The sequence below is a fragment of the Neobacillus niacini genome (assembly GCF_030817695.1).
Taxonomy (GTDB): Bacteria; Bacillota; Bacilli; order Bacillales; family Cytobacillaceae; genus Neobacillus; species Neobacillus niacini_F.
Window position 1 is genome coordinate 3,130,367 of record NZ_JAUSZQ010000002.1, and the last position, 13,125, is coordinate 3,143,491.

Annotated in this window: 12 protein-coding genes and 2 pseudogenes; 2 read left to right on the forward strand and 12 right to left on the reverse strand. The window is 39.1% G+C overall.

Annotated features, from left to right (window positions below; all coding sequences use genetic code 11):
• Positions 1 to 4: 4 nt before the first annotated feature.
• From QFZ28_RS15935 to QFZ28_RS15950, 4 genes are all read right to left on the reverse strand, one after another.
• A complete protein-coding gene (locus tag QFZ28_RS15935) occupies positions 5 to 1,135 on the reverse strand; it encodes a thiolase C-terminal domain-containing protein (RefSeq protein ID WP_307195547.1) in 1,131 nt (376 codons plus the stop codon).
• Positions 1,136 to 1,201: 66 nt separating this feature from the next.
• Positions 1,202 to 1,540 carry an SDR family oxidoreductase gene (locus tag QFZ28_RS15940; RefSeq protein ID WP_307195548.1) on the reverse strand — a complete coding sequence of 113 codons (339 nt, stop codon included), beginning with the start codon at positions 1,538 to 1,540 and terminating at the stop codon, positions 1,202 to 1,204.
• A complete protein-coding gene (locus QFZ28_RS15945; protein ID WP_307195549.1) occupies positions 1,488 to 2,813 on the reverse strand; it encodes an MFS transporter in 1,326 nt (441 codons plus the stop codon). Before QFZ28_RS15945 ends, QFZ28_RS15940 begins: the two co-directional genes overlap by 53 nt.
• Before the next feature lie 131 nt (positions 2,814 to 2,944).
• Complete coding sequence (locus QFZ28_RS15950) at positions 2,945 to 4,504, reverse strand: AMP-binding protein (protein WP_307195550.1); 1,560 nt, start codon at positions 4,502 to 4,504, stop codon at positions 2,945 to 2,947.
• Between the two features lie 174 nt (positions 4,505 to 4,678).
• On the opposite strand from QFZ28_RS15950, the gene QFZ28_RS15955 reads away from it, so the two are divergent.
• Positions 4,679 to 5,272, forward strand: a complete 594-nt coding sequence (locus tag QFZ28_RS15955; RefSeq protein ID WP_307195551.1) for a TetR/AcrR family transcriptional regulator — start codon at positions 4,679 to 4,681, stop codon at positions 5,270 to 5,272.
• Positions 5,273 to 5,336: 64 nt separating this feature from the next.
• Here QFZ28_RS15955 and QFZ28_RS15960 read toward each other — a convergent pair.
• The 3 genes and pseudogenes from QFZ28_RS15960 to QFZ28_RS15970 form a co-directional block, all read right to left on the reverse strand.
• Positions 5,337 to 5,804: pseudogene (locus QFZ28_RS15960) on the reverse strand (M20/M25/M40 family metallo-hydrolase); the annotation flags it as partial.
• 280 nt (positions 5,805 to 6,084) lie between these two features.
• A complete protein-coding gene (locus tag QFZ28_RS15965; RefSeq protein ID WP_307195552.1) occupies positions 6,085 to 6,228 on the reverse strand; it encodes an FbpB family small basic protein in 144 nt (47 codons plus the stop codon).
• 283 nt (positions 6,229 to 6,511) lie between these two features.
• Positions 6,512 to 6,691 (reverse strand): aspartyl-phosphate phosphatase Spo0E family protein, encoded by a 180-nt coding sequence (locus QFZ28_RS15970; protein WP_307195553.1) that lies wholly within the window; start codon positions 6,689 to 6,691, stop codon positions 6,512 to 6,514.
• Between the two features lie 77 nt (positions 6,692 to 6,768).
• On the opposite strand from QFZ28_RS15970, the pseudogene QFZ28_RS15975 reads away from it, so the two are divergent.
• Positions 6,769 to 7,009 (forward strand): annotated as a pseudogene (locus tag QFZ28_RS15975) (transposase); the annotation flags it as partial.
• Here the strand turns inward: QFZ28_RS15975 and QFZ28_RS15980 are convergent.
• From QFZ28_RS15980 to QFZ28_RS16000, 5 genes are all read right to left on the reverse strand, one after another.
• Positions 6,940 to 7,086 carry a hypothetical protein gene (locus tag QFZ28_RS15980; RefSeq protein WP_307195554.1) on the reverse strand — a complete coding sequence of 49 codons (147 nt, stop codon included), beginning with the start codon at positions 7,084 to 7,086 and terminating at the stop codon, positions 6,940 to 6,942. The pseudogene QFZ28_RS15975 and the gene QFZ28_RS15980 overlap by 70 nt on opposite strands.
• A 14-nt stretch (positions 7,087 to 7,100) precedes the next feature.
• Entirely contained in the window at positions 7,101 to 7,553 is a 453-nt protein-coding gene (gene mce / locus QFZ28_RS15985; protein ID WP_373428078.1) for a methylmalonyl-CoA epimerase, read from the reverse strand.
• A gap of 80 nt (positions 7,554 to 7,633) precedes the next feature.
• Positions 7,634 to 8,710 (reverse strand): methylmalonyl Co-A mutase-associated GTPase MeaB, encoded by a 1,077-nt coding sequence (gene meaB, locus QFZ28_RS15990; RefSeq protein ID WP_307195556.1) that lies wholly within the window; start codon positions 8,708 to 8,710, stop codon positions 7,634 to 7,636.
• Between the two features lie 52 nt (positions 8,711 to 8,762).
• Positions 8,763 to 10,943, reverse strand: coding sequence for a methylmalonyl-CoA mutase (gene scpA / locus QFZ28_RS15995; protein ID WP_307195557.1), 2,181 nt, complete (start codon positions 10,941 to 10,943; stop codon positions 8,763 to 8,765).
• Positions 10,940 to 13,036 carry a methylmalonyl-CoA mutase family protein gene (locus QFZ28_RS16000; RefSeq protein ID WP_307195558.1) on the reverse strand — a complete coding sequence of 699 codons (2,097 nt, stop codon included), beginning with the start codon at positions 13,034 to 13,036 and terminating at the stop codon, positions 10,940 to 10,942. The genes scpA and QFZ28_RS16000 overlap by 4 nt, the downstream gene beginning before the upstream one ends.
• Positions 13,037 to 13,125: the final 89 nt, after the last annotated feature.

Genomic DNA, 13,125 nt, shown 5'->3' on the forward strand with positions numbered 1-13,125 from the left:
GTGTTCACACCCTTTCTAATACATGTACGACAGAGTAAGCGCCAGTGCCACCTAAATTTTGTGACATTCCGATTCGTGCATTTTTGACTTGGTTTACAGCTACTCCTCTTAATTGGAGGACAATTTGAACGAACTGTGCCGTACCCGTTGCCCCAATTGGGTGGCCTCTTGATAAAAGACCTCCACTTGTATTGATTGGTGTTTTCCCGTTTAATCCAGCTTGGCCCTCCTCAATGAATCTCCAACCTTCGAGACGATTGGAAAAGCCTAACCCTTCTATAGTAAGAAGTTCTGTGATGGAGAAGCAATCGTGAACCTCTACAACATCAATATCAGATGGGCCTAATCCGGCTTGTTCGTAGGCAAGCTTCCCTGAATGGATAATAGCGGGAATTTGTAGAATGGAATCCAAGTCCTGGATATTTGTCGGACCAGACACTTGAACAGATGCTCGAATTTTAACTGCACTCGGATTTCTACTTAAAACTACACTCGCTGCCCCATCTGTTATCGGAGAACAATCGAATAGGCCAAGTGGGTCCGTTATCTGTTTAGCTTGCATAACTTCTTCCATTGTCGTAGGCTTTCTGAATTGTGCAAGTGGATTGTTTATTGCATATGAACGATTTTGCAATACAACATTCGCCAGATGTTCCTTTGTTGCACCACTTTCATACATATATCGATTAGCTAGTAGTCCAAAGAAACCCGGGAATGTTAAACCAGCATTTTTTTCACTTGAATCATTATCCATGGCTGCATTTATTGCTTGAGTCACAATGTCTGTCGCAGCATGTTTCATTTTTTCCCCGCCAACCACGAGTACGTTTTCATAAATACCACTTAAAATACCAATCACAGCTTGACGAATGGCGATGCCTCCAGATGCACATGCACCTTCTACTTTCAATGAAGGAATATGACCAAGCTCTAAATCATTGACAAGCATGGCGCCTAGAATTTCCTGGTTAGCAATTGCCCCGCCCATGAAGTTTCCAACAAATACCGCATCAATTCTCGGATGACCTGCATCTTTTAAAGCATCTCTCGCGGCTTGAAGTAAAAGCTCCTTTAATGAATAGTCAATATGTTTGCCGAATGGTGTAATGCCAACACCACTTACAAATACATCCATCTCTAACCTCTCCTTTATTACATATAAGCGCCGCCATCAACGACAATCACTTGACCAGTTATAAAACTAGCATCTTTTGAAACTAGATAACTTACAGCTGATGCAAATTTCAGCAGGTTGTCCCATACGATTAATAGATTGATGACTAGTATCGTAAGGGCCCCCTCTTGTAATAGCTGTTTCCGTTGCCCCCGGTGCGACGGAATTACAAGTAATATTATATTCTCCTATTTCTCGAGCTGCCCATTTAGTGAGTGCAATAATGCCGCCCTTAGACGCTGCATAGGCCGGGCCAGTCCTGCCGACACAATCATCACCTAATTTCGCACCGCCATTCAGGTCTGAAATAGATTTAAGCTTTTTTTGCATCTCTTTGACCGTTTTCCTCGAACTCTGTATGACCATTATGTTGATCGCTATATTGTGTAATTTTACGGGTGTCTGGGGAAAATATTGCCAAAACTAGTGAAAGGACTAGTCCTACAATCATAAATCCACCGAATATAATTGGGGATGGACCAAATTTCGCACCCATTTCTGTCCAAAGCATTGGTCCAAATCCTACAATTGCAGCAGCGACTTGATAACCTAGACCAAGCCCTGTATAGCGCACATTGGCCGGGAACAATTCAGAGAAAAATGTTCCTTGCGTAGCGAAAATGGCACTCCAAACCACACCTAATAATAAAACTTGCATAATGTAGAACATAGTTGTACTTTGCCCAATCATAGTGAAATATGGAATGGCTAATACGATCAACGCTACGACCCCACCGATATAGATGGTTTTACGACCGATAAAGTCAGATAAATATCCAGTCAATGGAATCGAAATAATCATGGTTGCACAACTTAGTGTTAAACCCAATAATGCCACATCACGACTATAACCTAGAAACGTTGTTGCATAAAACAAGATAAATGACATAAGAAATACATTGAAAAAACCGTCTCCCAGTTTTAAACCAATCAAGCGAAAAATATCCTTTTTATGGTATTTAAAGGCATTAATAATAGGTACCTTTACAATCTCTCCTTGTTCCTTTTTCCTTCTAAATTCAGGAGTCTCTTCAATGCTGCTGCGAATCCAAATTGCTAAAACGACTAATACTGCACTAAAAAGGAATGGGATCCTCCAGCCCCAGGACATAAATTGTGCTTCTGTCGTTAATGAACTAATTAACGTAAAACTAAATGTTCCGAGAACTAATCCAATAGGTACACCTAATTGTGGAATCGAACCAAAGAAACCACGCACACCTTTTGTTGCAGATTCTGTAGCAAGTAAAACAGCTCCACCCCATTCACCACCAAGAGCAATTCCTTGTAGTAAACGTAAAAGGACAAGCGCGATTGGCGCCACTAAACCAACTTGCGCATAGGTTGGAAGCAATCCAATCAAAAACGAACTTCCCCCCATCCCGATCAGTGTCAGCATCAGGGATGCCTTCCTTCCGATGCGGTCTCCCATATGCCCAAAAATGATACTTCCAAGAGGTCGTGCAGCATAACCTGCTCCAAAAGTAGCAAAAGCAATCAAAACAGAGATCGTCGGATCCTCTGAAGGGAAGAATAAAGTAGCAAATACAATTCCTGTTGCTGTTCCGTAAAGATAGAAGTCATACCATTCAATGATGGAGCCAGCTAAACTAGCTAATAATACTTTGACATTTTTCATAGATTCGCCTTCTTTCTTATAAATGATGTTTAAAAAGTCTGGTAAAAGTAACACATCAAATTTCCTCGTTGGCTTCTTTTTTCGCTGCTTAAAGTTAAACCCTCTCCAACTTCTCGGTTCTTTCTATCCTCTTATATGGATAGTAATTTACGCAGAATATGTTTCTGGATTTTCCCAACAGGTGTACGAGGAAAATCTTCTACAAATTCAATAAATTCTGGAACTTTAAACTTTGCCAATCTTTCTTGGCAGTGTTTAATAAGCTCTGCTTCAGACACTGCACTACCTTTATTTACTATGACATATGCTTTGATGGCCTCATCCCGCATCTCATCTGGGATACCAATAACAGCAGCTTCGTAAACAGCTCCATGCTCGACTAACACGCTTTCCACTTCATTCGCTGCTACATTTTCACCTGAACGCTTAATCATATCCTTCATCCGATCAACAAAGTAAAAATAGCCATCTTCTCCGACATAAGCATTGTCCCCAGTTAAAAGCCAATCCCCTTTGAATGTTTGTCTTGTTGCTTCGTCATTCTTAAAATATCCCTTCATCAATGTTCTGCCGCGAACACCTTTGACAGCAATTTGACCGACTTCTCCATCAGCCACTTCATATCCGTTTTCATCAAGTAATTTTACCTCATAGCCAATGCTTGGCTTTCCGATGCTCATATTTTTTCGAATATCATTGATTGGATTGATTAATGGAATACCAATGGTCTCAGTCATCCCATACATTTGCAGCAGTTTAAGATTGAATTTTCCTTCAAATTCGGTTAATTGATGTTCCGCTACTGACTGTGCGAAAAGGATTAAACGGATCGAGTTATCCCGGTCATTCTCGTCATATTCCTTTGCCAGTATCATTCGAATAGGAGCTGCAAATAGTGAACCAACCGTACCACCAAGGGCCTTTGCTTGTTTAAAATAACGCGATGCACTAAATTTCTCTGTAAACGCAATACTAGCCCCTACGACAAGTGCAGACATGGTTGAGTAATACTGTGCATTGCCATGAAATAATGGTAAAACGATGAATGGCCGATCGTTCTCAGTTAAATTGATGGATTTTGACATTAATTCACCGGTATAAATATAATTTGCATTCGTCACCTGTACACCTTTTGGTTTGGAAGTTGTCCCTGATGTATAAAGCATAGCTACAACATCCTCTGACAGTATCTCCGGGAAAGCTTCTGTACCATCAGATGAGTTTTCTATTAAATCATTAAAGTCAAAAACCCCTTCAATCGCTTGGTTACAACGAGTAATGATTGTATGTTGAATCGTTGGTATTTCTCTACGTATCCCATCAAACTTTTCTAAATACTCAGCTTCAGTCATGAATACAATAGCCTCAGAATGATTAATAATGTATTTCATCTCATCAGCTGTTGATAAAATGTTGGTTGGGACCATGATGGCGCCAATATTTGCCAATGCAAACCATGTTGTGAAAAATTCCATATTGTTTGGTAAATGTAAAACAACATGATCCCCTTTTTTTAGTCCTAACTTCAAGAAAGCATTACTTAATTTGTTCACTTCTTTATGGAATTCTTTATACGTTTTTGTATACCGTTGTTCATTCGCATCTTCAAAATGAATAAACACCTTCTCCTCGTGCTGCTTGACCTTATCCGCTAATAGTGAACGTAATGTTCTTTTTCCGATTATATCCACTTTCATCCCCCTTTGTTAGCGTTTACATTTCATAGACTATAGTCTATAAGATAATATAATTGCACTTTTGCTGTCAATATAATTTTCTGATTATTTTTATAAATCATAAGATTATAACATTTATCAAATTATGTTAAAATAGGAATCAATTACATTACGAGTAGGTGTTAGATCATGGAAAGGAAAACGAGAGAGCAGCAAGCAGAAGAAACAAAACAGAGAATCTATCAGACAGCTTTAAAACTTTTTGAAAAAAAGGGGTTTAATCAAGTAAGCGTCGATGAAATTGTTCAAAAAAGCAAAAGTTCAAAAGGGGCATTCTATGGCCACTTCTCATCAAAATACGATATTTTTTTAGAGAAATTTAAAGAAATAGATTCATTTTATGAAAATTTTGCTCAATCCTTACCAAGTCATATGCATTTTGAAGACAAAGTCATTTCCCTTTTTGACGCACAGATGACATACTTAAAAAATGAACTGGGAGAAGATTTGATGAGGAGTGTTTATACGAGTGGCTTGATCAGAAATGAAGCAAACTTTTTCGCCAACTCGGAGAGAAGCTTATATAAAATTTTAAATAGGTTTGTGCATGAAGCCATTGAAAATAAAGAACTGCCAAAATCAACAGATAGTACTAAGACCAGTTTCTTCATCTCAAGGTGTATGCGCGGTACTCTTTATGACTGGCTTTCATTTGGAGACAATGATCCTTCAAATGATGAAGCGAAAATGTTTATATCTATCTTTCTTAAAGGTCTATTATAAAAAATGGGGCACATCCAGCGACAAAAAAGAGGGATACTATGTAATCCCTCCCTTACCTACCTATTCAGATCAATCCCAAAAAGGAACAAATCGTTAAAATACCTTTATCAAAGTTTTCTAAGTTAAAGTGTTCATTCGGAGCATGGAGATTTTCATCCGGCAAGCCGAATCCCATTAAGACAACTGGAGAATTTAGGACTTGGTTGAAATCCGATACAATCGGAATCGAGCCCCCTTCTCTTTTATAAACAGGTGCTGTACCATAAACCTGTTCATAGGCTTCAGCCGCTTTTTGAATCATTGGATGATCGATTGGGGTAAGGAATGGATTCCCTGTATCTTGGAGTGTTACTTTAACCGTACATCCTTTTGGTGCTTTTTCTTCTAAATGATTTTTGATTAAGCCCTGGATTTTTTCTGGATTTTGATTATTGACCAGACGGCAGGTGATATTGGCGTGTGCCTCGTTCGGAATGACGGTTTTGGTACCTTCCCCCTGAAATCCACCCCATATGCCGTTTAATTCTAGTGTGCAAAGTCTAAACTATTCGGACAAGAAGCTAATCTAATTGTGAAGATATTAATATAAATGAATGTCAATACTTCACCACTAGTTATTTAAACGGATATAGAATTATTGTCAGTAATAAAGAACTATTCAATAAATGTATAGAGATTGCTCATAATAATTCACGTCCAACGCTAAAAATCCTCAAATTAGGTCTAGAAAACTTGACATGGTTTCTCTTTGGCCATGTCGAATTTGCTAGGTGGATATGTATAGTATATAAAACATAATAAAGCCAGCTTTGTTAAACTGGCTTTGTCAACTCATGGCGTTTTTCTATACGCTTTTCAATTTTTTCTAGTACTTGTTTATCATTAAGTAATTCTTGTTTATTCTCTTTTACTAACTTTTCAAATGATTTTCTATACGTAAGATGATTCTTTAACATAATGAACGTCCTTCCTTTTTATTATATTTGTCCTACTTGATAACTCGACACTTCTCTATTTAATTGAGACGAGTTCACAAACAGTTATTTAAATATCCAGTATCCGCTTAGGTCTAGAAACATTGGCATGGCTGCTCTTTGACCTTGTCGGAGTTTCTAGATGGATATCTATAGTATGAAAATCAATGACTTTATAATATGGTTATTATTTCAAATAGTTGGTTTTTATTGAAGTTCGATTTTTAAAATATATTAAACTACTATTTTAATAGACTAATATATCTCATAACGTGCGGCGAATTTCTTCCATTAATTGTTGCATATTAAAAATTTTTTTATCTAATTCTTGGCTTAATTGAATAACATTCGGATTAGAAATCCCCATATTTTTTTCTAATCGGTACAATCTCTGACGATCTCTATTTATACTTTTCCTTAGGTCTAATGCACTTTTCAGAATCATTAGCTTTATCCTTTCATGTTAATTTGTAACATCCCTTACCATTTTTTATCTAAACTTATAGATTCTCTACTATCTTTCCAGCACGTGTCATGATCCATCGTTTAACCGACGATCAGACACAGACACGCCTGAAGAACCAAGCGATAAGTGAAAAGAATAAAGGCATTGGCATGAAGGATAAAAGTAAGCGATTGATGGGCATGAATTTATATATATCACAAACATTCACCAGAAGAAGTGCCAACGACCTACGTGCATTCCTTGTATTCACTGCGTTGGCAAATAGAAATTTGGTTTAAAACATGGAAGTCGTTCTTTACTTTTTCATCACTCGCTAGTTTTGAAACAAGGATCATTTCGTATCTAGTGATGTACGTTGTTAGCATGATGGACATGTGGCGATACCCCTTTAATATGTTTTTCTATCATATTGTCCTTCACTTTGATGACCATTAGATTGAGGCTGGCAGAACTCGAGTAATATTCCATTTGTGGACTTTGGATGAAGAAAGGCTACCAAATTCCCATGTGCCCCCTGCTTGGGTTTATCATTGATCAACTTGACTCCGTGTGCTTTCATATTGTCTAAATGCTCACAAGCATTTTCAACCCGTAGTGCGATATGGTGAATGCCCTCCCCTTTTTTCTCGATAAACTGAGAAATAGGACTATCCGAACTTATTGGTTCCACTAATTCCAACCTGGTCTCCCCAATCTCGATAAACGCAACACGAACCTTTTCGCTTTCAACAACTTCATAACCTAAACATTTTAACCCCAGTACTTCAGTATAAAATTTTACTGAAGTTTCCAAATTTTTGACGGCAATTCCAATATGCTCAATCTGATTTGGTGGTTTCAACAGCAACATCCTCTCTCCCATCTATTTTTTCAATTTGCTTTATACATTTAATGGTACTTGCAATACCGTTCTTGTTATGCTTAGTTTCCCCCACGTTTCAAAGAGTAGGATTTCTTGTTTCCATATCCATTTTCATCATAAATGCTGAATAATTGTTGTACTGCCAGAGTTGGTGAAGTTTGGCCATTAACAAGGAATTTCTCCATTTCAGATATACTCTTTTTTATCAATGGGCTACCATAAAATCTGGCCTTTAGCTGGTCTTCAATCATAGAATGAACCCAATTAATCATCTGTTCTTTTCGTCTTTTTTCAAAGACACCAGTACGACTAGTAACTTCTTTATATTTCTTAATGACATCCCATATGTGAGGGACTCCTTCACCAGTTAACGCAGACACAGTAAACGCTTTTGTTTCCCATCCTACAGTTGCAGGTTGTAAGAAATGAAGGAGTCGGTTGTAATCAACCTTAGCATTCAAAGCAGCTTGCTGGTTTGCACCATCAGCTTTATTAATAAAAATGGCATCGGCCAACTCTATTACTCCCTTTTTCATTCCCTGCAATTCATCCCCAGCACCGGTCAGCATAATAACAAGGAAAAAATCCACCATGGAACGAACGGTTATTTCACTTTGACCGACTCCTACGGTCTCTACGATAATCACGTCATACCCTGCCGCCTCACAAATAAGAAGGGTTTCACGGCTTTTTCTAGTCACTCCACCTAAAGTTCCACTTGATGGTGATGGTCGAACATATGCGTCTGGGTGGCGAGAAAGTTGTTCCATTCGTGTTTTATCCCCTAGAATACTCCCTTTTGAAACGCTACTAGTCGGGTCAACGGCTAATACTGCTACGCGGTGATTTTGCTCACAGAGCATCATGCCAAATGATTCAATCAGTGTACTCTTACCGGCACCAGGAACCCCTGTAAAGCCGATCCGAATTGATTTTCCGGTATATGGAATGAGTTGTTTTAGTACGTTTTGTGCCATTTCCATATGTTTTGGTAAATTGCTTTCTACTAATGTTATCGCTTGTGCAATAATAGCACGGTTACCATTAATCACACCCTGAACATACTCATCAACCGACAGGTGTTTTCGTCTTGGAGGGAAGCTTTGATTTGATTGGAGTCTTTTTTCCTCAGTCATTCCGTAACCTCCTCGTACCCTTGTCTGTATTGTGTATAGGAGGAGCTCATAATCAAATGTCGAACCCGAGACGACGATTAATTTCCTCTATTACTTTCTGTGCAGCAACTGGGATAACCGTTCCTGGTCCGAATATTGCAGCTGCTCCCTTTTCTGTTAAATAATCGTAATCTTGAAATGGAATAACACCGCCAATAACGACGACAATATCTTCACGACCTAAACGTTTAAGCTCTTCTACGACTTGAGGAAGTAGCGTTTTATGTCCAGCAGCAAGGGAGCTCATCCCAAGTACGTGTACATCATTCTCCACAGCTTGCAACGCTGCTTCCGAAGGGGTTTGGAATAAGGGACCGATATCCACATCAAAACCAAGGTCTGCAAAAGCTGTCGAAATTACTTTGGCACCACGGTCGTGTCCGTCCTGTCCCATCTTCGCGATCATAATTCGAGGTCGGCGACCTTCATTTTCTTCGAATTGATCGGCCATTTCACGTACAACTTTTACTTGCTCCACTTCACCGAATTCAGCACTGTACACTCCACTAATTGAACGAATGACAGCTTTATGTCTACCAACAATTTTCTCATAAGCATTCGAAATTTCTCCCAAGCTCGCTCTCGCACGAGCAGCATTAATTGCTAACTCTAAGAGATTTCCTTCTCCAGTTTCAGCTGCTTTTGTGATCGCTTGAAGTGCTGCTTCTACTTTGGTATCATCCCGATCTGCACGAAGTTTCTCTAAACGACGAATTTGTGCTTCACGAACTGCAGTATTATCGATATCCAAAATATCAAGGGGTTCTTCTTCTTCTAATCGGTATTTATTTACACCAATAATTGATTCTTTACCGGAATCAATATGTGCTTGTCTTCTAGCAGCAGCTTCTTCAATTCTCATCTTTGGCAGGCCTGTTTCAATCGCTTTAGCCATTCCACCAAGGGCTTCGATTTCTTCGATATGCGCCCAAGCCTTTTCTAGTAATTCAGCAGTTAATGACTCCACGTAATAGGAACCACCCCAAGGATCTAAAACGTTGGTTATACCCGTTTCATCCTGAAGGTATAATTGTGTATTTCGAGCAATTCGAGCTGAGAAATCGGTGGGTAAAGCAATTGCCTCATCCAGTGCATTCGTATGAAGGGATTGCGTATGACCTAAGGCAGCAGCCATCGCTTCAATACACGTACGCGTTACATTATTAAATGGATCTTGCTCTGTTAAGCTCCATCCAGATGTCTGTGAATGTGTTCGAAGTGCTAGTGACTTTTCATTTTTTGGGTTAAATCTTTTCATTAATTTCGCCCAAATTAATCGACCCGCACGCATTTTAGCAACTTCCATAAAGTAATTCATTCCGATTGCCCAGAAAAAAGAAAGACGTGGAGCAAATTGATCAATTTCAATTCCTGCCCTTAAGCCTGTTTTGACATACTCTAAACCATCAGCTAATGTATAACCCAACTCGATATCAGCAGTAGCACCCGCTTCTTGCATGTGATAACCGGAGATACTAATTGAATTGAATTTTGGCATATGCCGGGACGTATATTCAAAGATATCTGCGATTATTTTCATTGACGGTGTTGGTGGATAAATGTACGTATTACGAACCATATATTCTTTTAAAATATCATTTTGAATGGTTCCAGAAAGCTTCTCTTGAGGTACTCCTTGTTCTTCAGCTGCCACGATGTAAAATGCCATGATCGGTAAAACGGCTCCGTTCATCGTCATTGATACAGACATTTGGTCTAATGGGATTTCATCAAATAAAACCTTCATGTCTAGGATAGAATCAACTGCAACACCGGCTTTCCCCACATCCCCAACGACTCTGGGATGATCCGAATCATAACCACGGTGTGTAGCTAGATCAAATGCTATAGAAAGGCCCTTTTGTCCCGCAGCTAAGTTTCGACGGTAAAAAGCATTACTTTCTTCCGCCGTCGAAAAGCCGGCATATTGTCGAACGGTCCAAGGTTGTGTTTTATACATAGCAGGGTATGGACCTCGAAAGAATGGTGCAATGCCGGCCACATAGTCTAAATGCTTCATTTCTTTTATGTCATTATTTGTGTAAATAGGCTTTACATCGATCTTTTCATATGTCGGAACTGCTAATTCTTCAATAGACTTTCCTGAAAGTTTTTCTGCTCGTTTACGCCATTCGCTAAATTCTGCTTTTATTTCATCATTATAATTCACTTGGCTGAAATCTGGTTTTGTCATGATACAGCAACTCCTTTCTTCATTAGAAGTTGACTTAAAACGTCATAGCAATTTGAGCCAACGTGAACAAACCCAGATATTCCAGCGTCTTTAAAGCTTACTTGGTCCTCTTCACTAGGCTTTCCTGCTAATAAAACCGTTACTTGTTCTGTTGCATTTTTAATAGATTTTGCAAGAGGAATCGCTATTTGTTGATAGTCTTCATCTTTTCCGCAAATGATGACAATATCGGCATTGGAAGCAATAGCTGTGTCGGCTGCTTCTTTTGCAGAAGCAAATCCATTATTTTGAATGACATCGAAGCCACCAACTCCAAAAAATCCTGCTGCAAAATCTGAGCGCGCTTTATGTGACGGAATAGGTCCTATGTTTGCTAAGAATACAGATTGACGTTTGCCTGTTTTCTCTGCGTTTGCATTGGTGGTTTGACGAAGTTCTTCAAACTGAATGGCGCCTCTTGTAGGCCGGATCCCTTTAACGCTAAGTACAGCTTCCGATTTTCTACCGGTTGCCTTTGCTAATTCACCTAATGACGCTCCTTGTTTCGCTGCCTTAATTGAAGCTTCTGTTTTATTTGAAATTGCAGCTAAACTTTCAACCGATATATATGCTCGACTTTTCACCTGATTAATGTGATCGTTAATTTGTGAAGTTTCATCATTGCCTAACCTATCTAACTCTTTTTCTTCTATATTTACATACATATTTGTACCAACAAAAATATCTTTACGAAGGGCAATGTTCCTAACTTTTTTTGAAGCCGTTTGTTGAACCACTTTTTGTGGGAACCCTTTTATTACTGATTGGGAAATACCACCATTTTCCTCAGTTTCTTGGAAAAGCTCCCATGCTTTTTTCGCAACCTCATTTGTCAGTACTTCAACATACCAAGAGCCACCTGCAGGATCAAGTATCCTCGCAATATGTGCTTCCTCTTTCAAAATAATCGAGGCATTACGTGCAATGCGTCGTGAAAAAGTTGTCGACTTTTGAATAGCTTCATCAAAGCAACTAACATGAATGCTGTCAGCTCCACCTACTGCTGCTGAAAATGCTTCAGTTGTTGCACGTAGCATATTCACATAAGGGTCAAAAACAGTTTTTGTCCATGCAGATGTTCGTGCATGTAATGTCATCTTCTGGGCTTCTTCATTCCCACCAAAAGTTTTCACAATTTTAGCCCATAGTGTTCTTGCAGCCCGAAGTTTGGCCACTTCCATAAAATAATCAGAACCTACGGAGAACGAAAAACGGATACTGCTTGCGGCTTTATCTATATCCACTCCCCGGGTTATTAGCGCATGTAAATATTCGACTCCTGTTGCTAATGTAAAAGCCAGTTCTTCAATCGCACTGCTTCCACCATCATGATAGACGTTTCCGTGGATAAGAATGGTTTGGAGATTTGGAGTATTTTCTATTGCCCATTTTGTTACATCGGCCATTAGTGAATAGCAATCTTCCAACTCATAATTCAATCTTCCATTTGTCACCAGTTCCGCTATCGGATCCATTCCTATACATCCATGCAATTCTTCTACTGATCGTTCTCCCTTTTCTAAATGGGCAATAAACAAAGCAAGGATTGGCAATGAATTTGCACCAGCATTAAGATGGAGTGGAACATGTGCAAGTTCAATATCTTTTAGAGCATCAACTACATCGTTTACCCCTGAAATCGATAGTCCTGCTTTACCGACTTCTGACACAGCTTCATTTGCATTTATTCCACGTTTCGTTGGTGTGTCAAGGACGATATTTAACGATGTTTGCCCTCGGCTAAGGTCATGCATTGCCACTTTATTAAAAGCTGTGGGTGTCCCAACACAGATTTCCTGATTAATCTCCCACCCGTTTGTAAGTGTTTTTGTACCACGAGTAAAAGGAGACTTCCCTGGCAAGGACTGAAGGAAAGGAAGGTTGTCTGTATCCTCTTTCCGATACATCGGTTGAAGTGAAATTCCTTCATATGTTTCTGTAACAAGCTTTTTTTCAAACGAAGCCCCTTTTAGGGATTTTTCTGTTACTTCACGCCACTGTTCATAACTGGGGATAGCAAATTCTGAAAATTGATCTACTATTTTTTTCTCCATTTTATGTTGCAATAAGCAAATACCTCCATGCTTATCGCTCTCTCCCTTCTATATCTTTTTCTATAAGTGTTTGAATGAAAGAGTGAGGT

What these genes read in the sequence shown, in the direction of transcription:
- QFZ28_RS15965 (WP_307195552.1), bottom strand. Translation starts at nt 6,228, where the DNA reads ATGTTAAAGAATCATCTTACGTATAGAAAATCATTTGAAAAGTTAGTA.
- QFZ28_RS15940 (WP_307195548.1), bottom strand. Translation starts at nt 1,540, where the DNA reads ATGGTCATACAGAGTTCGAGGAAAACGGTCAAAGAGATGCAAAAAAAG.
- QFZ28_RS15970 (WP_307195553.1), bottom strand. Translation starts at nt 6,691, where the DNA reads ATGATTCTGAAAAGTGCATTAGACCTAAGGAAAAGTATAAATAGAGAT.
- QFZ28_RS15980 (WP_307195554.1), bottom strand. Translation starts at nt 7,086, where the DNA reads ATGTCCATCATGCTAACAACGTACATCACTAGATACGAAATGATCCTT.
- QFZ28_RS15945 (WP_307195549.1), bottom strand. Translation starts at nt 2,813, where the DNA reads ATGAAAAATGTCAAAGTATTATTAGCTAGTTTAGCTGGCTCCATCATT.
- meaB (WP_307195556.1), bottom strand. Translation starts at nt 8,710, where the DNA reads ATGACTGAGGAAAAAAGACTCCAATCAAATCAAAGCTTCCCTCCAAGA.
- scpA (WP_307195557.1), bottom strand. Translation starts at nt 10,943, where the DNA reads ATGACAAAACCAGATTTCAGCCAAGTGAATTATAATGATGAAATAAAA.
- QFZ28_RS15955 (WP_307195551.1), top strand. Translation starts at nt 4,679, where the DNA reads ATGGAAAGGAAAACGAGAGAGCAGCAAGCAGAAGAAACAAAACAGAGA.
- QFZ28_RS16000 (WP_307195558.1), bottom strand. Translation starts at nt 13,036, where the DNA reads ATGGAGAAAAAAATAGTAGATCAATTTTCAGAATTTGCTATCCCCAGT.
- QFZ28_RS15935 (WP_307195547.1), bottom strand. Translation starts at nt 1,135, where the DNA reads ATGGATGTATTTGTAAGTGGTGTTGGCATTACACCATTCGGCAAACAT.